Origin of the sequence: Streptomyces sp. NPDC001351 (assembly GCF_042896045.1) — a bacterium.
Taxonomy (GTDB): Bacteria; Actinomycetota; Actinomycetes; order Streptomycetales; family Streptomycetaceae; genus Streptomyces.
Window position 1 is genome coordinate 214,340 of sequence record NZ_JBIAWS010000011.1, and the last position, 19,319, is coordinate 233,658.

Annotated in this window: 19 protein-coding genes and 1 pseudogene; 13 read left to right on the forward strand and 7 right to left on the reverse strand. The window is 71.6% G+C overall.

The window, feature by feature from the left end:
- Positions 1–188: 188 nt before the first annotated feature.
- From ACFY1U_RS35500 to ACFY1U_RS35520, 5 genes are all read left to right on the forward strand, one after another.
- Entirely contained in the window at positions 189–1,466 is a 1,278-nt protein-coding gene (locus tag ACFY1U_RS35500; protein WP_390698145.1) for a YhgE/Pip domain-containing protein, read from the forward strand.
- A gap of 12 nt (positions 1,467–1,478) precedes the next feature.
- Positions 1,479–2,009 (forward strand): GNAT family N-acetyltransferase, encoded by a 531-nt coding sequence (locus tag ACFY1U_RS35505; protein WP_390698146.1) that lies wholly within the window; start codon positions 1,479–1,481, stop codon positions 2,007–2,009.
- 40 nt (positions 2,010–2,049) lie between these two features.
- Positions 2,050–2,313 (forward strand): hypothetical protein, encoded by a 264-nt coding sequence (locus tag ACFY1U_RS35510; RefSeq protein ID WP_390698147.1) that lies wholly within the window; start codon positions 2,050–2,052, stop codon positions 2,311–2,313.
- A gap of 54 nt (positions 2,314–2,367) precedes the next feature.
- Positions 2,368–2,727: a DUF779 domain-containing protein gene (locus ACFY1U_RS35515; RefSeq protein ID WP_115914141.1), complete on the forward strand. Its 360-nt coding sequence runs from the start codon at positions 2,368–2,370 to the stop codon at positions 2,725–2,727.
- Between the two features lie 192 nt (positions 2,728–2,919).
- Positions 2,920–4,071, forward strand: coding sequence for a phosphodiester glycosidase family protein (locus tag ACFY1U_RS35520; protein WP_390698148.1), 1,152 nt, complete (start codon positions 2,920–2,922; stop codon positions 4,069–4,071).
- A 15-nt stretch (positions 4,072–4,086) separates the two neighbouring features.
- On the opposite strand, the gene ACFY1U_RS35525 is transcribed toward ACFY1U_RS35520, so the two are convergent.
- The 6 genes from ACFY1U_RS35525 to ACFY1U_RS35550 all read right to left on the reverse strand — a co-directional run bounded on the left by ACFY1U_RS35525 (position 4,087) and on the right by ACFY1U_RS35550 (position 9,275).
- Positions 4,087–4,281, reverse strand: coding sequence for a hypothetical protein (locus tag ACFY1U_RS35525; RefSeq protein WP_115914139.1), 195 nt, complete (start codon positions 4,279–4,281; stop codon positions 4,087–4,089).
- 111 nt (positions 4,282–4,392) lie between these two features.
- Positions 4,393–5,253, reverse strand: coding sequence for a phosphatidylinositol-specific phospholipase C/glycerophosphodiester phosphodiesterase family protein (locus ACFY1U_RS35530; RefSeq protein WP_390698149.1), 861 nt, complete (start codon positions 5,251–5,253; stop codon positions 4,393–4,395).
- A 181-nt stretch (positions 5,254–5,434) separates the two neighbouring features.
- Positions 5,435–6,517, reverse strand: a complete 1,083-nt coding sequence (locus ACFY1U_RS35535) for an acyl-CoA dehydrogenase family protein (protein WP_390698150.1) — start codon at positions 6,515–6,517, stop codon at positions 5,435–5,437.
- Positions 6,514–7,695, reverse strand: a complete 1,182-nt coding sequence (locus ACFY1U_RS35540) for an acyl-CoA dehydrogenase family protein (RefSeq protein WP_390698151.1) — start codon at positions 7,693–7,695, stop codon at positions 6,514–6,516. Before ACFY1U_RS35540 ends, ACFY1U_RS35535 begins: the two co-directional genes overlap by 4 nt.
- Positions 7,692–8,669: an NADPH:quinone oxidoreductase family protein gene (locus tag ACFY1U_RS35545; RefSeq protein ID WP_390698152.1), complete on the reverse strand. Its 978-nt coding sequence runs from the start codon at positions 8,667–8,669 to the stop codon at positions 7,692–7,694. The genes ACFY1U_RS35540 and ACFY1U_RS35545 overlap by 4 nt, the downstream gene beginning before the upstream one ends.
- Positions 8,670–8,777: 108 nt before the next feature.
- Positions 8,778–9,275, reverse strand: coding sequence for an Lrp/AsnC family transcriptional regulator (locus ACFY1U_RS35550; protein WP_390698153.1), 498 nt, complete (start codon positions 9,273–9,275; stop codon positions 8,778–8,780).
- Positions 9,276–9,373: 98 nt separating this feature from the next.
- Here ACFY1U_RS35550 and ACFY1U_RS35555 point away from each other — a divergent pair, with 98 nt between their 5' ends.
- Complete coding sequence (locus tag ACFY1U_RS35555; protein ID WP_390698154.1) at positions 9,374–10,585, forward strand: trans-sulfuration enzyme family protein; 1,212 nt, start codon at positions 9,374–9,376, stop codon at positions 10,583–10,585.
- A 124-nt stretch (positions 10,586–10,709) separates the two neighbouring features.
- Here ACFY1U_RS35555 and ACFY1U_RS35560 read toward each other — a convergent pair whose 3' ends face one another.
- On the reverse strand, positions 10,710–12,425 hold the full coding sequence (locus ACFY1U_RS35560; RefSeq protein ID WP_390698155.1) for an IlvD/Edd family dehydratase: 1,716 nt from the start codon (positions 12,423–12,425) through the stop codon (positions 10,710–10,712).
- Positions 12,426–12,471: 46 nt separating this feature from the next.
- Between ACFY1U_RS35560 and ACFY1U_RS35565 the strand changes: the two genes are divergently transcribed.
- The 7 genes and pseudogenes from ACFY1U_RS35565 to ACFY1U_RS35595 all read left to right on the forward strand — a co-directional run.
- Positions 12,472–13,296 (forward strand): IclR family transcriptional regulator, encoded by an 825-nt coding sequence (locus ACFY1U_RS35565; protein ID WP_390698156.1) that lies wholly within the window; start codon positions 12,472–12,474, stop codon positions 13,294–13,296.
- 54 nt (positions 13,297–13,350) lie between these two features.
- A complete protein-coding gene (locus tag ACFY1U_RS35570) occupies positions 13,351–14,211 on the forward strand; it encodes a fumarylacetoacetate hydrolase family protein (RefSeq protein ID WP_390698157.1) in 861 nt (286 codons plus the stop codon).
- Positions 14,208–15,239, forward strand: a complete 1,032-nt coding sequence (locus ACFY1U_RS35575; RefSeq protein WP_390698158.1) for a zinc-binding dehydrogenase — start codon at positions 14,208–14,210, stop codon at positions 15,237–15,239. Before ACFY1U_RS35570 ends, ACFY1U_RS35575 begins: the two co-directional genes overlap by 4 nt.
- A gap of 106 nt (positions 15,240–15,345) precedes the next feature.
- Positions 15,346–16,971, forward strand: a complete 1,626-nt coding sequence (locus tag ACFY1U_RS35580; protein WP_390698159.1) for a serine/threonine-protein kinase — start codon at positions 15,346–15,348, stop codon at positions 16,969–16,971.
- A gap of 122 nt (positions 16,972–17,093) precedes the next feature.
- On the forward strand, positions 17,094–17,249 hold the full coding sequence (locus tag ACFY1U_RS35585) for a hypothetical protein (protein ID WP_390698160.1): 156 nt from the start codon (positions 17,094–17,096) through the stop codon (positions 17,247–17,249).
- 148 nt (positions 17,250–17,397) lie between these two features.
- A complete protein-coding gene (locus tag ACFY1U_RS35590; protein ID WP_390698161.1) occupies positions 17,398–18,540 on the forward strand; it encodes a LacI family DNA-binding transcriptional regulator in 1,143 nt (380 codons plus the stop codon).
- A 375-nt stretch (positions 18,541–18,915) separates the two neighbouring features.
- Positions 18,916–19,284, forward strand: a pseudogene (locus tag ACFY1U_RS35595) (extracellular solute-binding protein); the annotation flags it as partial.
- Positions 19,285–19,319: the final 35 nt, after the last annotated feature.

The following is a 19,319-nucleotide window of genomic DNA, read 5'->3' on the forward strand; positions in this document are numbered from 1 at the left end:
CCGACTGATGGGTCAACAGGTATGAGGGGCCGGTTGGGCCGTGGGTTGCCTGAGAGCCGTCATGCCGCCGTGCGGTTCTGGCCTGTCGCGCGCGGCCTGACTGCCCAGGTGCCCGCTCCTCCGTAGGCTCTGCTTGCTGTAGAGGAGCCGTGAGGCAGACGTCCCGTCCCCACAACCTACGGAGAACCATGGCCGACGCCAGCCCCCAGGCCCGAGCCGTCACACTGCTGGGCCGCCCCAAGCTGTGGCTCATGCCCACCGTCCTGACCGGACTGCTCGCCTTCCTGCTGGCCCTGCTCTACATGGGCGGCATCGTCAACCCGCAGCGCGATCTGCACCATCTGCCCATCGCCCTGGTCAACGCCGACACCGGCAAACCGCCGGCCGGGCAGCAGCAGAACGCGGGCACGCAGATCGCCGCGGCCATCACCGCCGACAAGTCGAACGACAAGGCCCAGTGGCGCACCCGCACCCTCGCCCAGGCCCAGGACGACCTCGACTCCGGCAAGGTCTACGGCGCCCTGGTCATCCCCTCCGACTTCACCGCGTCCATCACCGCGCTGACCACGCCCGGGGCCACCGCGCGGCCGACGATGACGGTGCTGACCAACCCCGGCAAGGGCAGCCTGGGTTCGTCCCTCGCCAGTCAGATCACCACGGCGACGGCGCACCAGGCCTCGCAGGCCATCGGCAGGCAACTGACCGCGGCGGTGGGGACGCGGGCGAACTCCACGGTCAAGCTGCTGCTGGCCGACCCGGTGAACGTCGTCACCCAGGTCGGCCACCCCATCGGCAGCCACAGCGGCCTCGGGCTGAGCGCCTTCTACTACACGCTGCTGCTCGTGCTGGCCGGCTTCCTCGGCGGCAACGTCATCAACAACGCCGTCGACACCGCCCTCGGCTACGCCGACAACGAGATCGGCCCCTGGCACACCCGCCGCCCCACCGTCCCCATCAACCGCACCCAGACGCTGCTGCTGAAGATGGCCATGACCGCGGGCATCACGGTCATCAGCGTCTCCCTGGTCATGCTCGCCACCATCAGCCTCCTGGGCATGGACGCCACGCACATCCCGCTGCTGTGGATCTACTCCTACTGCGCCTCCCTCGCCGTCGGCCTGGGAGTGCAGGCCATCAACGCGGCCTTCGGCGGCATCGGACAGCTGGTGTCCATGTTCGTGTTCATCGTCCTGGGCCTGCCGTCCTCCGGCGCCACCGTGCCTCTTCAGGCCATCCCCGGCTTCTACCGCTTTCTGTCCCACTTCGAGCCGATGCGCCAGCTAAGCGACGGCGTCCGCGCCATCCTGTACTTCGAGGCCCGCGGGGACGCCGGCCTGACCCGCTCATGGATCATGATCGCGGTCGGCGCGGCCCTGGGCCTGCTCTTCGGCTTCGCGATGACGCGGTACTACGACCGCCGCGGGCTCCAACGTCTGACACCGCAGCCGGTCCATGCCGGCACCTGATACTTGCTGATCATGAAGACCACCGCCCCATCCCATCTCGTCCGGCCGCGAACGGACGGTGACCTCCCCGCCTGCGTCGAGGCTCTGGCCGCCGTGCACCGACACAGCGGCTATCCGGTCAACTGGCCCGACCGCCCGGCCGATTGGCTGACCACACACGCTCAGCTGACAGCCTGGGTGGCCGAGCTCGACGGCCACGTGGTCGGGCATCTCAGTCTGTCCCGGGCCGCCGAGGGGGACGCGGCGCCCGCGCTGTGGGCCGCCCGCGAGGGGGTCGGCGTCGACGTCACCGCCGTGGTCGGCCGGTTGTTCGTTTCACCGGCCGCACGCGGGCACGGGCTGGGCGGCGCGCTGGTGGCGCGGGCCGTCGAGGAGGCCTGGACGCTGGGGCTGCATCCCGTGCTCGACGTCGTCGACTCCGACGCTGCGGCGACGGCCCTGTACGAGCGCCTGGGCTGGGAGTTGCTCGATGTCGTCGAGCAGCACTGGGCCCCTCAACAGGTGGTGTCGCTGCGGTGCTACGCGGCGCCGGGGCAGCCGTAATCGTCTTGCTGCGTCGGGGTGCGCCGACGATGCTGGTCCGGTGCCAGGGCAGCGAAAGCGAAAACAGCGGCGACGGGACGAGGTGCGGCGCGCCGCGGAACGTCCCGCCTCCGAGGCCGGCCACTGGAAGGTCGTCTTCGAGACCCAGGACGAGTCCGCATGGCGGGCGCATCTCCGGCATCTGCAGGCCACGGACCGGCGGATCGACTGGTCGGCAGTACGCCTGGACATGCTCTGCGGACGGCTGAGGCAGCCGACCGTCTTCCGGCTCAGTGTGTTCGTGCCGGATCGCCGCCCCAAGTGAGGGGTGAGGGCGCGTGCAACCCTCTCGCAACCTTGCCCGTGCTGCCCTGAACCCATGCATGAGGAGACCCCGCGCGTCGAACTCACCCCCGCCGCCGCCGAGCTGCTGCGACGGCTGCGTGCCACGCACGGCCCGTTGATGTTCCACCAGTCGGGTGGCTGCTGCGACGGCAGCGCGCCCATGTGCTACCCGGAGGGCGAGTTCCGCACCGGCGGATCGGATGTGCTGCTCGCGGAGCTGCAGGTCGACGGGGTGCCGGAGCCGGTGACGTTCTGGATGTCGCGCAGCCAGTACGAGGTCTGGAGCCACACCCGGCTGATCGTGGACGTCGTAGCAGGCCGTGGCAGCGGTTTCTCGCTGGAAGCACCCGAGGGGGTACGTTTTCTCACCCGTTCTCGCGTAGTCGGCGCATAGCCGTCCCGCGGACCACCGCGATCTGATGCACTTCCCCTGAGACCTGAGACAGTTGACGATCCCTCAGGGGGAACTGTGACGCGTCATCAGAAGCGTTTCCCAGCAGGCAGATCCGAGGCAACGGTTCGGACGTCGGTCAGATCGGCACTGGCGTTTCTCACGGCATTCGGCGCGCTGGCCGGTGCGGCCCTGGTGGGGGCGGCATCGGCCAGTGGTGTGGAGAGCGGAACCGCGCTCGCGCCGGGGGTCACCTACAAGCAGTTCGACGTCCAGGGGGCGAAGGGCGTGACCCACGCCCATCTGCTCACCGTGGACCTGCGCAACAGGCAGGTACGCCTCGGCCTGCTGTATCCGGGAGCGGTGGCCGCACGTGCCGCCGTCTCCAAGATGGCCGACGCACAAGGAGCCGTCGCGGGCATCAACGGCGACTTCTTCAACATCTCCGAATCCCAGCACCCGGGCGTCGAGGTGACGGGCTCGACCGACGGGCCGGCGATCGCGAACGGGCATGTGCTCAAGGCGTCGGTGCCGGACGGGCAGCGCTTCGGGCCGGCCCTGCCACCCGGGACCACCACCCGGGACGTACTCGGCGTGGGCGTGGACCGCAGGGCCCGGCTGGACCGTCTGACCCTCGCCGGGTCGGTCCGCACTCCGGCGGGGCGGCTGCCGCTCGGCGGGCTGAACCAGTACGCGCTGCCGGAGAATTCGGTCGGCGCCTTCACCTCCGACTGGGGCAGCGTCTCCCGGGTCCGCGCCACCTGCGGCACGGACACCGACCGGGCGGCCGCCTGCAGCACGGACACCTACGAGGTGACGGTCCGCAGAGGACGGGTCGTCGCCATGTCCGGCACCCCCGGCAAGGGCGCCATCGCCTCGGGGACCACGGTGCTCGTCGGCCGGGAGGCGGGCGCGCAGCGGCTGCGGAAGTTCTTCAAGGGCGAGCCGGTGACGGTGACGCACCGGCTGGTCTCCGCCACCTCCCGGAAGGCGTACAGCTTCGCGCTCGGCGGCTACCCCGTCCTGCGGGGCGGCCAGCCACTCGCCGGCCTGGACGACGCGACCGGGGCCGTGCGCACGGCCGTCGGCATCGCGAACGGCGGGAAGCGGCTGCTGCTGTTCGCCCTGGACGGTGCGCCCGCCTACCGCAAGGGGCTGACCATCGCCGAAGTGGCCGACACCATGCGGGCGTTGGGCTCGACCGATGCCTTCAGTCTGGACGGCGGCGGATCGACGACCCTGGTCGCCCGCGCGCCCGGGGCGGCCACCGTCTCCGTACGCAATCATCCGTCCGGCGACGCGGAACGACCGGTCCCGAACGGCATCGGGGTGTTCTCGACGTCATGAAACGGCTCGTGGACCTCAGGGCCTGAGGCTGCTGACGATTCCTGCCGTCGCCGTCACGCCGCTGTGAATGGTGGGCGCGATGTTCGTGCCGGCCAGGTAGAAGCCGAGCAGTGTGCACACCAGGGCGTGGGAGATCTTCAGTCCGCCGTTGCGGGTGAAGATCACCGCCAGGACCAGCAGCAGCACCACCACCGAGATGGAAATCGCCATTGTCAACCTCCTCCGCTGCGCCGCAACTTCCGGTTCGCGGCGTTCGGCCGCAAGTGTGGCGTAGCGGAGGGTTCGTCCGTGCGGCTGACCTGTCCGCCGAACGTGTGGTGTCTACGCCACCCGGTGGGCGTCCAGGAACGCCTCGAGGCCGGCGAGGTCGTCGGTGTTGAAGTAGTCGACGCCGGCGGTGAGCAGCTCGGCCCACAGGGCGTCCCGGGCGGGACCGGCCAGGTCGGGGGTGTTCCAGAAGCGCACCTTCTGCCCGCGCGCGTGCGCCTGCCCGATGATGCCGCGCAGCTTCTGCCGCTCGGCCTCGGGGAACGTGCCCTCGCCGAGCCAGGTGAAGTTGAGCTGCCAGTTGTCGCTGATCAGCGGGATGAAGGAGGCGGGCGCCGAGGTGCCGAGGTCGGTGAGCCGGCCGTCGTAGAAGGCCCGCCGTACGGTCTGGGCCTCCATGGGGACACGGGCGGCACGGTCGCCGGAGATCACGTTGGTGACCGCCCCTGGGCGCACGCGGCCGTGGGCGTAGGTCGTGAACAGGTGCTTGTAGCGAAGGAGATGGCGGTCGAGTTCGAGGTAGGTCGACGAGCCCTCGGTCTTGATGTCGATGAGCAGCTGGAGCGGCCTGCGGTAACCCCGGTACACGGAACCGTCGTTGGCCTTGACCAGGGCGGCCAGCGGGTCGAGGTAGAGGGACTCCAGGGTCCGCTTCGGGTCGAGCTCGTCCGCGGTGTGGCCGACGAGGAGCTGGTCGCCGACGAGGAAGATGTCGGCCTCGACGCTGCCGAAGCGGTGGTCGAGGGCATCGAAGAGGGGGCGCGGATGCTCGTAGTCGTTGTGGGCGTGGGCGCGCCACAACGGGGCACGGTGCCGGCGTTCACCGGCGAACGCGCTTCCGGCGGGCGGGGCGAGCACTGCCGCGAGTGTGGCGCCGAACGCGGTGAGGGCTCTACGGCGGGTGACGAGGGCCATGTTCTGCCTCCCTGTGGGGCGGGTCGGAACCACAGGGAGTATCGAGCGCGAAAGGCCCCAATGGACCTGCACGTGCCAGGAGTTGGCCGGACTGCCGTTGTCCGTTCATTCCTGCCGTACGACGGCACGGAAAAGCCCGCCCCAGGTGGGGCGGGCTTCACAAGGTGACGGTCAGGCTGTGTCAGGGTGCCTGGAGGTCGACGAGTTCGGCCACGGCGGAGCGGTGGGCGCCGGCCGTGCCGTAGGCGATCGAGTCGGCCTTGGCCCGCTTGAGGTTGAGGTGGATCGGGTGCTCCCACGTCATGCCGATGCCCGCGTGCAGCTGGAGCGCCTCCTCGGCGGCGTGCACCGCGACCGGCGCCGCGTAGGACTGCGCGACCGCGACCGCCACTTCGACGTCCTCTCCCGTGGCGAGGGCGTCTGCGGCATTGCGGGCGGCGGCGCGGAGGTTCACGACCTCCAGCCACAGCTGGGCGAGGCGGTGCTTGAGCGCCTGGAAGCCGCCGACGGGCCGGTTGAACTGCTTGCGCTCCTTCAGATAGCGCACCGTCTCCGTCAACGCCCAGTCGGCGAGCCCGAACTGCTCGGAGGCGAGCAGCCCGGCCGCGGACCGCAGGGCACGTCGTACGGCGGGTTCGGCCTCACCGAGCCTGCGCGCCCGCGCCCCGTCCAGGGTGACGGTCGCGAGCGGCCGGGTGAGGTCGAGGGAGATCTGAGGAGTGACGGTGGCCTCGGAGGCGTCCACCGCGTACAGCCCGCCGTCCTCCGCCGGTACGAGCAGCACGTCCGCGGCAGCCGCGTCCGCGATGCCGGTCAGCTCCCCGTGCAGGGTGCCGTTCTCCAGTCGTACGGCGGGAAAGGCGGTCCCGGGGGCGCGGTGCAGCGCCACCGCGAGCGCGCCGATGGCCCGCCCGGCGGCCAGCTGCCCGAGCAGCTCCTCGTCGCCGCACTCCAGCAGGGCCTCGGTGGCGACGACGGCGCTGGAGAGGTAGGGCACGGGGGCGACCGCGCGCCCCAGCTCCTCCAGTACGACGGCGACTTCGCGGTGCGTGGCGCCCTGGCCGCCCTGCGCCTCGGGCACCAGCAGGCCGGCCAGGCCCATGCCGTCGGCGAGGGCCTTCCAGGCCGCGAGGTCGTGCGGGGCGTCGGACTCGGTGCGCGCGATGACGCCGGGGGCGTCGCAGTGGTCGGCGAGGAGGTCCCGTACGGCGGACCGGAGGGCCTCTTCCTCCTCCGAGTAGAGAAGATCGGGCTGTGCGCTCATCGGGACAGGTCCTTCCATGCGACGTCCTTGTCGGTGCGCGGCTCGGACGGGAGGCCCAGGACGCGTTCGGCGACGATGTTCAGCAGGACCTCGCTGGTCCCGCCCTCGATGCTGTTGCCCTTGGCACGGAGGTAGCGGTAGCCGGCCTCACGGCCGGTGAAGTCCACCAGTTCGGGGCGGCGCATGGTCCAGTCGTCGTACAACAGCCCTTCCTCACCGAGGAGTTCGACCTCCAGGCCGCTGATCTCCTGGTTGAGGCGGGCGAACGCGAGCTTCATGCCGGCGCCCTCGGGGCCGGGCTGCCCGGCGACGAGCTGCTGGCGCAGGCGTTCGGCGGTGAGCCGGGCGACCTCGGACTCCACCCACAGCTTCAGCAGCCGCTGGTGCAGGTCGTGGGTGCGCAGCTCGGGGCGCTCGCGCCAGGTCTTGGCGACCGGGGCGATCATGCCGCCTTCGCGGGGCAGCCGCATGCCGCCGATGGCGACGCGCTCGTTGTTCAGGGTCGTCTGCGCGACCCGCCAGCCGTCGCCGATCTCGCCGAGGCGGCGGGAGTCGGGGATGCGGACGTCGGTGAGGAAGACCTCGTTGAACTCGGCCTCACCGGTGATCTGCCGCAGCGGGCGCACATCGACACCCGGGTCGGTCATGTCGCAGATGAAGTACGTGATGCCGGCGTGCTTGGGCACGTCCGGGTCGGTGCGGGCGATGAGGATGGCCCAGCGGGCGTTGTGCGCGCCAGACGTCCACACCTTCTGCCCGTTGACCACCCACTCGTCGCCTTCCCGGACGGCCCGGGTGCCGAGCGCGGCGAGGTCGGAGCCGGCGCCGGGCTCGCTGAACAGCTGGCACCACACCTCCTCGCCGATCCACAGCGGCCGCAGATAGCGCTGCTTCTGCTCCTCGGTGCCGTACTTGAGGATCGTCGGGGCGGCCATGCCGAGCCCGATGCCGTTGCGGCGCGCGTCGTTGTCGGGGGCGCCGGCGGCCTCCAGCTCGGCGTCCACGACGGCCTGGAGGGAGCGGGGGACGCCGAGGCCGCCGAGGCCCTCCGGGTAGTGCACCCAGGCCAGACCGGCATCGAAGCGGGCCTTGAGGAAGTCCAGACGGTCGGTGGTCGCGGGCGGGTGGGCGGCCAGCAACTCCTTGGTGCGGCTGCGCAGTTCGGCTGCGTCGGTCATGCGGAGGCTCCGTTCTCCAGGGACGGCAGGACGGCCACCCGGCCGGTGGTCACGCCGTCGGCGACGCGCTGCACGGCGGCCGCGGCCCCGGCCAGCGGCACACGCTCGCTGACCAGCGGCTTGATGGCGCCCCGGGCGGCCAGCTCGGTGAGCTGTTCGTGGCAGTGCGCGATCAGCTTCGGGTTCTTGGTGCCGTACAGGCCCCAGTGCAGGCCGAGGATCGAGTAGTTCTTCACCAGGGCGTGGTTGAGCCCAGGGCTGGGGATGACCCCGCTGGCGAAGCCGACGACCACGATCCGGCCCTCGAAGGCGACGACCTTGGTCGACTGGGCGTAGGCCTCGCCGCCGACCGGGTCGTAGACGACGTCGGCGCCGCGGCCGCCCGTGGCCTCCTTGACGGCGGCGATGACGTCCTCGCTCTTGCGGTCGATGACGACGTCGCAGCCCGACTCCCTGGCCGCGGCCACCTTGTCGGCCCCGCCGACGACCCCGATCACGGTGGCCCCGGCCGCCTTGCCGAGCTGCACGGCCGCGCTGCCGACCCCTCCTGCGGCAGCGTGGACGAGCAGCGTCTCGCCTGCTTCCAGGTGAGCACGACGGTGCAGACCGAACCAGCCGGTCTGGTAGCCGATGTGCAGGGCGGCGGTCTCGGCGTCGTCCAGCGAGTCGGGGGCGGGCAGCAGGGTGGCGGCGTCCGCGAGGGCGTACTCCGCGAATCCGCCGTGGGGCAGGGCGGGGTTGGCGATGACCCGCCGCCCGTCCTCGGTCTCACCGCAGATCTCCACGCCCGGCGTGAACGGCAGCGGCGGGCGGACCTGGTAGTGGCCCCGGCACATCAGTACGTCCGGGAAGTTGATGTTCGCGGCACGCACCTTCAGCAGCACCTGGCCGTCGCCGGGCGTGGGCCGCTCCACCTCCTCGAGCCGCATCACCTCGCTCGGCTCGCCGTTCTCGTGCACTTGCCATGCCTGCATGCGGTGCCTCCAGGGGACTGCTCTGTCTGACCGGGGTCCATCGCATACTAAGCGGTCGCTTGCCCATGAGGAAACACTTCACACGGACAAGACTCCCGGGCCCCGGGTTCACTCGGGCAGCACTCCGCGGCCGTCGCGGACCTCGAAGACCAGCTGGGTCTCGGTCTGCCGCACCATCGGGTGGACGGTCACGTGCTCCAGGATGAGGTCGCGCAGCTCTTCCGGGCTCGCCACGGCCACATGCAGGAGAAAGTCGTCGTCGCCGCCGACATGCCACACGGTCAGGGCTCCGGGCACCTTGACCAGCCGGTCGTAGAGGGTGCGGACATGTTCGCGGCTGTGGCTGCCGAGGCGGACCTTGATGATGGCGTGGATCGGGTGGCCGAGTGCGCCGAGGTCGAGCCGGGCGTTGATGCTCGTGATGACACCGGACTCCCGCAGCGCGCGGACCCGGTAGGCGCAGGTCGACTCGGCGACGCCCACCCGGGCCGCGAGCGCCGCGTTGGTCATCCGGCCGTCCTCCACGAGCGCGACCAGGATGGCCAGATCGGTGCCGTCGAGCCCCTCGGCGGCGGGTTGTGTTTTCTTCAGCTGCCGGCCTGCCATGAGCCCTCCTCTTGGTCAATCCGCATCAATATCGGTGATCGAGCACGGCTTCCACAATGACTCTTGCATGGGATTGTGGATCGCCTCACCCTCTGGGCATGACCTCGTCGTATCTGCAATTCGACTCCCTGGCTGTCCACGCCGGCCGTGAGGACCTGACAGAGCTCGGCGTCCACGCGCTTCCCATCGACCTGTCGTCGACCAACCCGCTGCCTGGCATCGAGGCCGGCGGGCTGTCCTACGAGGCCATGGCGGGCGGAGGGACGCCGAACGCGGACGGCGGAGCCGTCTACGCGCGGCTCTGGAACCCGACCGTGGCGCGGTTCGAGTCGGCGCTGGCCCAGATGGAACACGCCCGGGCCGCCGTGGCGTTCTCCTCGGGCATGGCGGCGATGACCGCGGCGGTCCTGGCGACCGTGAAGGAGACCGGGCGCCGCCATGTGCTGGCCGTCCGCCCGCTCTACGGCGGCACGGACCATCTGCTGGCCTCGGGTCTCCTCGGTACGCAGGTGAGTTACTGCTCGGCGCCTGACGTCGCCGCCGCCATCCGCCCGGACACGGCGATGATCGTGCTGGAGACGCCCGCCAATCCGACCCTCGAACTGGTCGACATCCGTGCCGTCGTCGAGGCCGCCCAGGGCGTTCCGGTCCTCGTCGACAACACCTTCGCGACGCCCGTCCTGCAGAACCCCGTCGACCTGGGTGCCGCGATGGTCCTGCACAGCGCGACCAAGTACCTGGGCGGGCACGGCGACGTGATCGCCGGTGTCATCGCCTGCGGCGAGGAGCAGGCAGCCACGCTGCGCCGGGTCCGCGCCGTCACCGGCGGTCTGCTGCACCCCCTGGGCGCCTATCTCCTGCACCGGGGACTCGCCACGCTTCCGGTTCGGGTACGGGCCCAGCAGGCGAACGCCCAGCGCATCGCCGCATGGCTGAGGACCCACCCGAGCGTCGCCCGCGTCCACTACCCCGGGCTCGACGGGGACCCGCAGGGGCTGCTCGGCCGACAGCTGAAGGGCACGGGCGCGATGATCTCCGTCGACCTCCGCGGCGGCTACGACCAGGCAGCGCACGCCACCTCCGCGGTCAGCCTCTTCACCCACGCCGTGTCCCTGGGCGGCGTCGACTCACTGATCCAGCACCCGGCCTCACTGACGCACCGGCCCGTCGCCCCGGAGGCCCGACCGGCCGCCGGCCTGGTCAGGCTCTCCATCGGACTGGAGGACCCGGAGGACCTGATGGCCGACCTCGACCGGGCACTCGCCACGCACCGGCCGGTCCCCGTGGCGGCGGGCGTGTCCCACGCGTGACCGCCAGGTCCGGCAGTGCAACACCCCTGTCCGACGGCTGGCACCCCAGATCCGCGGGTACGCCGCCCGGCAGGCCCCGCCCCGACCCGGCCTGGAGGCGAACTCCTCCCCTGGAGCCGGGACTTCAGTGCGACTCGCGGCTCACCTCCGAGCCGCTGGAGCCGACGAGGAAGTCCAGGTCGGCGCCCGTGTCGGCTTGCAGGACGTGGTCGACGTAGAGGCGTTCCCAGCCGCGGCGGGGGTTGGCGAAACCGGTGACGGTGGCCTTGTCGGGGGTGCGGCGGGCCAGTTCGTCCGCCGGTACGTCCACATCGATACGACGGGCTTCGACGTCGAGGGAGATGACGTCCCCGGTGCGCACCAGCGCGAGGGGGCCGCCGGCCGCGGCCTCCGGGGCCACGTGCAGGACGACGGTGCCGTACGCGGTGCCGCTCATCCGGCCGTCGCAGACGCGGACCATGTCGCGGACGCCCTGTTCGAGGAGCTTCTTCGGGAGCGGCATGTTCGAGACCTCGGGCATGCCGGGGTAGCCCTTGGGGCCGCAGCCGCGCAGGACCAGCACGCTGTCGGCGTCGACGTCGAGGTCCGGGTCGTCGATACGGGCGTGGAAGTCCTCGATCGAGTCGAAGACGACCGCCCGGCCGCGGTGGCGCAGCAGGTGCGGGGAGGCGGCCGCCGGTTTGACGAGGGCGCCGTCGGGGGCGAGGTTGCCGCGCAGCACGGCGATTCCGCCCTCGGCGACGAGCGGCTCGGCGCGGGGGCGGATGACGTCCTCGTCCCAGATCGGGGCGTCGTCGAGGTAGTCGTCCAGGGGGCTGCCGGTGACGGTCAGGGCGCCTGGGTCCAGCAGGTCGCGTACTTCGCGCAGGACGGCAAGGAGGCCGCCGGCACGGTGGAAGTCCTCCATGAGGAAGCGGCCGGCCGGCTGGAGGTCGACGAGGACCGGTACCCGGGAGCCGATGCGGTCGAAGTCGTCGAGGGACAGGTCGATGCCGAGGCGGCCCGCGATGGCGAGGAGGTGGACGACCGCGTTGGTGGAGCCTCCGACGGCGGCGAGCGCGACGATCGCGTTGTGGAAGGAGGCCTTGGTGAGGAAGGAACCCGGCCGCCGGTCGGCGCCCACCATCTCCACCGCCAGCCGGCCGGTGCGGTGCGCGGCCTTCAGAAGCCGGCTGTCGGGGGCGGGGGTTCCGGCCGTACCCGGCACGACCGTGCCCAGGGCCTCGGCCACCAGCGCCATCGTCGAGGCGGTGCCCATGGTGTTGCAGTGGCCTCGGCTGCGGATCATCGACGACTCTGAGCGGGTGAAGTCCTCCTGGGAGAGGGTGCCCCCGCGGACCTCCTCGGACAGCCGCCACACATCGGTGCCGCAGCCCAGGGGCGTGCCGCGGAAGGTTCCGGTGAGCATCGGACCGCCGGGTACGACGACGGCGGGCAGGTCGACGGAGGCGGCGGCCATCAGCAGTGACGGGATCGTCTTGTCGCAGCCGCCGAGCAGGACGACGCCGTCGACGGGGTTGGCCCGGAGCATCTCCTCGGTGGCCATCGCCGCCATGTTGCGCCACAGCATGGCCGTGGGACGGACGTTGGTCTCGCCCAGCGACACCACGGGCAGGTCCAGGGGGATCCCGCCGGCCTCGTACACGCCGTTGCGCACGGACGCCGCGACCTCGTTCAGATGGGCATTGCAGGGGGTCAGGTCCGAGGCGGTGTTGGCGATGGCGATCTGCGGGCGGCCCGTGAAGGCGTCGTCCGGAGCGCCCCGCCGCATCCAGGCCCGGTGGATGTAGGCGTTGCGGCCCTGGCCCTCGTACCACTGCGCGCTGCGGAGCGTCACCATGGAGCCTCTTCCAATAGTCGGTACGGCGCTCTAGGTCCGGAACATCATGAAGCGTACGCAGACGTACGAGGGTCCGACAGACCCCGGCACGGACGGCTCGACCGGGGCCGACGGCAGCCGGCTTGTGGGGTCGGACCGGGTGCTCGCCGTCCTCAAGGAGCTTGCCCGGTATCCCGAGGGCGTGGGCCTGGAGGAGTTGACCCGGGTGATCGGCAGTCCCAAGCCGACCGTGCACCGGGCGCTTGCGGCCCTGCGCCGGGCGGGTCTCGCCGGGCAGGACGCCCGCGGCCACTACGCGCTCGGGGACGAGTTCCTGCGTATGGCCTTCGCCCACCACGAGGCCCGGCCCGACCATGTCCGCGTCCGCCCGGTCCTGGAGGCGCTGGCGCAGCGGTTCGGCGAGACCGCTCACTACGCGGTCCTCGACGGCCGTGAGGTCGTCTACCGCGCCAAGGTCGATCCGCCCAGCGGAGCCGTCCGGCTCACCTCGATGGTGGGCGGCCGCAACCCCGCGCACGCCACCGGAGTCGGAAAGCTGCTGCTGGCCCGCCGCTTGGAGACCTTGGCGGAGGTCGAGGCATGGATCGGCGGCTCTGCCCTGGTGCGCCGCACCCCGCGGACGTTGTGCACCGCCGACGCCCTTCACCGCGAGCTGCGGTCCATACGTGAGCGGGGCTACTCCCTCGACGACCAGGAGAACGAGCCGGGCGTCAACTGCCTCGCCCTGCCCGTGTACGCGACCTCGCCGAAGACGCCGTCCGGTGCCGTCAGTGTCAGTGCGCTGACCTACCGGACACCGCTGAGCACCCTGGTCGAGGCGGCCGACGAGATCCGTGCCCTGCTCGGCCCCCTCGGCGAGCCCCACCGCTGAAGCCCCGCCGGGGCCGCCCACCCGCCCGCCGAACCCACCCTGGAGACTGAGCTCGTGTACCTCATGCGCATCGGCGCCGCCGGCGCCGAAAAGCCCGTCGCCCGCATCGACGACGACACCTACGTGGACCTCTCGGACGTCGTCACGGACTTCGACGAGGCGTTCTTCGGCGCGGGCGGCCTCGACCGCGTCCGCCCTCTCGTGACGGAGCGGGCGGCCGCCGGTCAGGTGTCCCGCTTCGCCGGGGAGCGCATCGGCGCTCCCGTCGCCCGCCCGCACCAGATCCTGTGCATCGGCCTCAACTACCGCGACCACGCGGCCGAGAGCGGCATGGCCGTGCCCGACGAGCCGATCCTGTTCACCAAGTCGCCCAACACCCTGGTAGGTCCGGACGACGACGTGCGGATCCCGCGCGGATCCACCAAGACGGACTGGGAGGTGGAGCTCGGCATCGTCGTCGGAAGGCGCACGAGCTACCTGGACTCGGTGGAAGAGGCGCGCGAGGCCATCGCCGGCTATGTGGTCGTCAACGATGTCAGCGAGCGCGCCTTCCAGCTGGAGCGGGGCGGGCAGTGGGCCAAGGGCAAGTCGGCCGAGACCTTCAACCCCGCGGGTCCGTGGCTGGCCACCACCGACGAGATCGAGGACGTCCTCGCGCTCGACATGTGGCTGGACGTCAACGGGGTGCGCCGGCAGTCCGGCAACACCAAGACGATGATCTTCGACCCGTACTTCGTCGTGCACTACCTCAGCCAGTTCCTCGTCCTGGAGCCCGGCGACCTGATCAACACGGGCACCCCGCCCGGTGTCGGCATGGGCCTCACTCCGCCCGTGTACCTCCAGCCGGGCGATGTGATGGAACTCGGCATCCAGCAGCTCGGCACCCAGCGTCAGCACGTGCTCGGGCCCCGGTGAGCAGTCGCCTGATACGCGCCTTCGTCCTGACCGGCCCGGGCACGTACGCCGTGCAGGAGGTGCCCGCGCCGGTGGCGGCACCCGGCGAAGTCGTCGTCGACGTCGAGCGGGTGGGCGTCTGCGGCACCGACGTGGAGTTCTTCACCGGCGCGATGGCCTATCTCCACCAGGGCCACGCCGCCTACCCGATGCGGCTCGGTCATGAGTGGGCGGGGCGGGTGGCGGCGGTCGGCGACGGTGTCGACCCCGGCTGGCTCGGGCGGCGCGTCATGGGCGACACCATGCTCGGCTGCGGGGCGTGCCGCCGTTGTCTGCGCGGCCACCAGCACGTGTGCGAGAAGCGGCAGGAGGTCGGCATTCGCGGGAACCGGCCCGGCGCCCTGGCCGAACAACTCACCGTCCCCGCCTCCTCGTTGCACGTCCTGCCCGACTCCGTCGACGCCGTGCTCGGGGCGCTGGTGGAGCCCGGCGGCAACGCCCTGCGCGCCGCGCAGGCCGCGGCACCACGCCCCGGCGACCGGGCCCTGGTCCTGGGGCCCGGGACCATCGGACTGCTGGCCGCGATGTTTCTCCGTACGACCGGTGCGGAGGTCCACCTCATGGGCAGCACCGCCAGCTCCCTCGCCTTCGCCCGCAAGCTGGGCTTCGAGCACGTCTGGGCGGAGGACTCCCTGCCGGACCTGCCCTTCGACGCGGTCGTCGACGCCTCGAACGCCGTCCATCTGCCGGGCCGGGCCCTGGAGTTGGTCGAGCCGTCCGGCCGGGTCGTGTACATCGGGCTGGCCGGCGAACCCAGCAGGATCGACACCCGCACCCTCGCCCTCAAGGACGTCACCGCGGTGGGCATCCTCTCCGCCTCCCCCGGCCTCGACGCCACGATCCGCGCCTACGCCGCCGGATCGGTCGACCCCAGGCCGCTCGTCGCCGCCACCGTGGGCCTCGACGAGGCAGGCCCCGTCCTCGCCGGCGAGCGCCCGCCCGGCGCCGGACCCGGCCCCAAGATCCATGTGGATCCCGCCTCGGGCTGAGGCATGAAACCCGGACAAGAGCCCTGTCCTGGCCCAAGTGGGCCGATACGCTGGACAACGGCCATGGACCGGGGGCGGGGCTGGGGGCGGGGGCATGGATCCACGGATGCAGCTGTCGGTGGGCGGATACGTCTGCGAGCGCGAGCTGGGCCGGGGCGGGCAAGGGGTGGTGTGGCTCGCCCGGGACCGGGCGGGGCGGCAGGTCGTGGTGAAGTTCCTGCTGCCGGGCAAGGAGTACGACGAGGTCGCGCTCGCCCGCGTACGGCGGGAGTTCGGTGCGGCGAGCCGGGTCGGCGAGCTGGCCACGGCGCGGGTCCTCGACGCCGACCTGTCCGGGCGCAATCCGTACATCGTGAGCGAGTTCGTGCCGGGCCCCACGCTCCACCAGCATGTGGCCGCGGGCGGCCCGCTGTCCTCCGGGCGGCTGCAGTCCGTGGCGCTGGCCGTCGCGCACGCGTTGGCGCAGGTGCACCGGGTGGGTGTCGTGCACCGGGACATCAAACCGTCCAACATCCTGCTCTCCCCGGACGGACCGCGGATCATCGACTTCGGTATCGCCCGCGACGACCGGCTGCTCGAGTCGGCGCTCACCACACCGGGCAGTGTGCTCGGCTCGCCCGCGTACATGTCGCCCGAGCAGGTCAAGTCGCTCCGGGTCAGCGGGGCCACCGATGTGTTCTCCCTCGGCGGCACGCTGTACTTCGCCGCCACCGGGCGGCACCCCTTCGAGGGGGAGAGCGGCTACGAGGTGCTCGTCGCCGTGTGCGAGCGCGACGTGGATCTCGCGGCGGTGCCGGAGCCGGTGCGTTCGGTCGTCGCCGACTGTCTGCGCAAGGACCCGGCGCAGCGGCCCACCGCCGCCCAGCTCGTCACCCGGCTCGCGGGGGCGGCGGAGGGCCCGCAGTCGGAGCCGGGGACACCTCAGCCGCCGCCCCCGTCCGGACGCGGGAAGGGCGGCCCCCGCCTCGGCACGAGCGCCAGGCAGCTGCGGCTGTGGGGGTTCGCGGCCGGCAGTGCCGCGGCGGCGGTGCTGCTTGCCGTCGTGCTGAGCACCACCTCCTCGCAGGGAGCCCATGGCTCGGGCTCACCGCCCTCGTCCGGGGGGCCGAGCAGCTCCGCGGGCTCCCCACCCCTCTCGTACACCGACGACTTGACCGATTCGGGCGACTGGACGCACAAGGACCCGGCCCTGGCGAAGATCACGCACAAGGGCGGGACCATGCTGGTGGACCCCAGGACCGAGCTGGAGGTGTGGCCGCAGGCACCCTTCGAGCCGTCGTCGTTCGCGGTACGGCTGAGCACCCAGGCGGAGTGGTACGGCGGCGAGGGCGGCGTCGGGCTGTGGTGTGACGGCTCGGGGGACTACCGGAAGGGATCCCGCTGGGCGACCTATCTGACGACAGGCCAGGAGGCCTTGATCGTGCGGGAGTTCCGGTTCAAAGGGGCTTTCCAGCATGACCGGGTCGTCGAGGTCGACCTCGCGGACGCGGGCCTGAAGGTGGCGAGTCAGCAGCAGGTCGACATGTCGATGACCTGTTCCCCGGCCGGTGCGGGCCGGATCAAGGTCGAGCTCGGCGTGGACGGCACCCGGGTCGCCTCGTACACCGGAGCGGCCTTCGATGCGAGGGGCTGCGGTGTGGCTGCCTTCCACTACAGCGCGACCGACCCGCAGGGCACGGCCTTCCATGCGGGATTCGAGCGCTTCACCGCCTCCGAGCTGCCGGAGGGCTGACGGCCGGCACAAGAGGTGCCGCCACCGAGCGGCTGATTCCTCGGGCCGCGCGGCGTGTCCGGAGCGGCGCGACTGCCGGTCCGGAGCAGGGTGGGCCGCACTGTCGGAGCAGAGGAGAAACCGTGAAGCGTCGTGTCGCCGCCGCCCTGGCCCTCGCCCTCGCCCTCGCCCTCGCCGGGCTGATGCTGTTCGCGGTACCAGCCACAGCTCAGGACGGCCGTGGCGACGTCGAGAGCAACGACTGGAACATTCCGCTCACCAACATCGGCATCCTGTAGGGGTGACCGGATGGGGTTCGAACTCTTGACGGCACCTCTATGACTGCGTAGACATGACTACGCAGACATGACAACGCAGTCAGCCGCACGGTCAGCCGAGATGCGAATGGCATGATGGGGCTCGGCCGAACGGCCACCAGGAGGCACCATGGCGCGAGGGACAGAGCGGGGCACAGGCTCCGCCGCGCCGCGCAGCGTGGACGTCGCCCGGCTCGCGGGGGTCTCGCAGAAGACGGTCTCCCGGGTCTTCAACGACGAGCCGTATGTCTCGGCCGACGTACGCCGGCGGGTGCTGGACGCCGCCGAGCAGCTCGGCTACCGGCTCAACAACGCCGCCCGCGCGCTGGCCTCCGGGCGCACCCGCTCGATCGGCGTGGTGACGCTGGGCACGGCGCTGTACGGACCCGCCTCGCTGCTCATGGGTGTCGAGCGGGTCGTCCGGGACACCGGTTACGCGCTTCGCGTGGTCAACACGACGGAGGGTGACCCGGCGGGTGTCGCGGGCGCCGTGGACTCGCTCCTCGATCAGGGCGTGGACGGCATCGTCATCTCCGAACCGATCGACGAGCAGACCGGCGGCGGAGCCCCCTCCCTCCGCCTCGACGTTCCGGTCCTGTTCATCGGCGCACCGCCGCCCGTCACGGCACCCACGGTGCTGACCGCGGGCGACGGCGCCGATCTGATGGCCCGGACCGCCACCGAACATCTGCTGGAACTGGGACATATGACGGTCCATCACCTCGCCGGTCCGCAGCGGTGGTACGCCGCCCGGGACCGTCTGGAGGGATGGCAGGCGGCCCTGACCGCGCAGGACCGGGAGGTGCCCGCGGTCGTCGCGGGCGACTGGTCGGCCGCCTCCGGCTACCGGGCGGGACGCGAGCTGGCCGAGGACGGCGGCGTCAGCGCTGTCCTCGCCGCCAACGACGACATGGCGATCGGATTGATCCGCGCGCTGACGGAGGCCGGCCGGTGCGTGCCGGAGGACGTCAGCGTCGTCGGCTTCGACGACATCCCGGTCGCCGCCTATGTGACTCCTCCCCTGACCACGGTGCGGCAGCCGTTCGACGCCGTGGCCCAGGAAGGGCTCAAGCGCCTGGTGCATGCCATCGAGAACCCGAAGGCAGAGCCCTTGCCGCCGAGCGGCCCGCCGGTCGACCTCGTCGTCCGTGCCTCGACCGCGCCGCCACCGCCGAGACGGAAAACCCCGGCCCGCGGGCGGCGTACCGCTTCCCCTGCCGCCAGGACATCCAGTCCGCCGCTTGCGAACGGAGACCCGTCCACCCGCCACTGAACCAGTCCGCAAGCCGAGCCGACCACAGCCGTTGAACGGCGCGCGACCCCGGAACGAGCCGCTGTACTGATCGCGCACCGATCCACGAGCGCCCCCGTCGGACCGGCGCCACAGAGCCGCCCCTGACCCCAACGGGCCCGAGTCAGGTCGCACGCCAGTCGCCGCTCCGCCGACACCCCGCTTCTCACTCCTCGCTTCCGACCCCGGGCTCCGCCTTCAGGTGGTGGAGCGCTCACGGGTCGCCCGCCACGAGGACGCGCATACCCGACCGCTTCGGCATTTCAGCCCCGGTCAGCGCGCACGCCCCTCGACCACCACACCCCCGCACGCCCTCGCCAGGCGTGCCGTCACCTTCGCCACCGGCGGGAGTTCACCATGCCCAGAATCACGTCCCTGCCCAGCACGTCCGCCATGAGCCGTCGGCTGTTCCTGACCGCCACGGGCGCCCTGTCGCTCGGCGCCGCCCTCACCGCCTGCGGCGGCAGCGACTCCGGCAGCTCCTCCGCGTCCGCCAAGCCGGTCAGCCAGGCCGACATCGACAAGGCCATGAAGCCCCCGACCCAGCTGGTGTTCTGGACCTGGGTGCCCAACATCGCGAAGGAGGTCGCGCTCTTCGAGAAGAAGTACCCGGCCATCAAGGTCAAGATCGTCAACGCCGGCCAGGGAACACCCCAGTACACCAAGCTGCGTACGGCTCTGAAGGCGGGCAGCGGCGCGCCGGACATGGTGCAGATCGAGTACCAGGAGTGAGGCGGACGGCCGGCTGCTGCTCGGCCGAG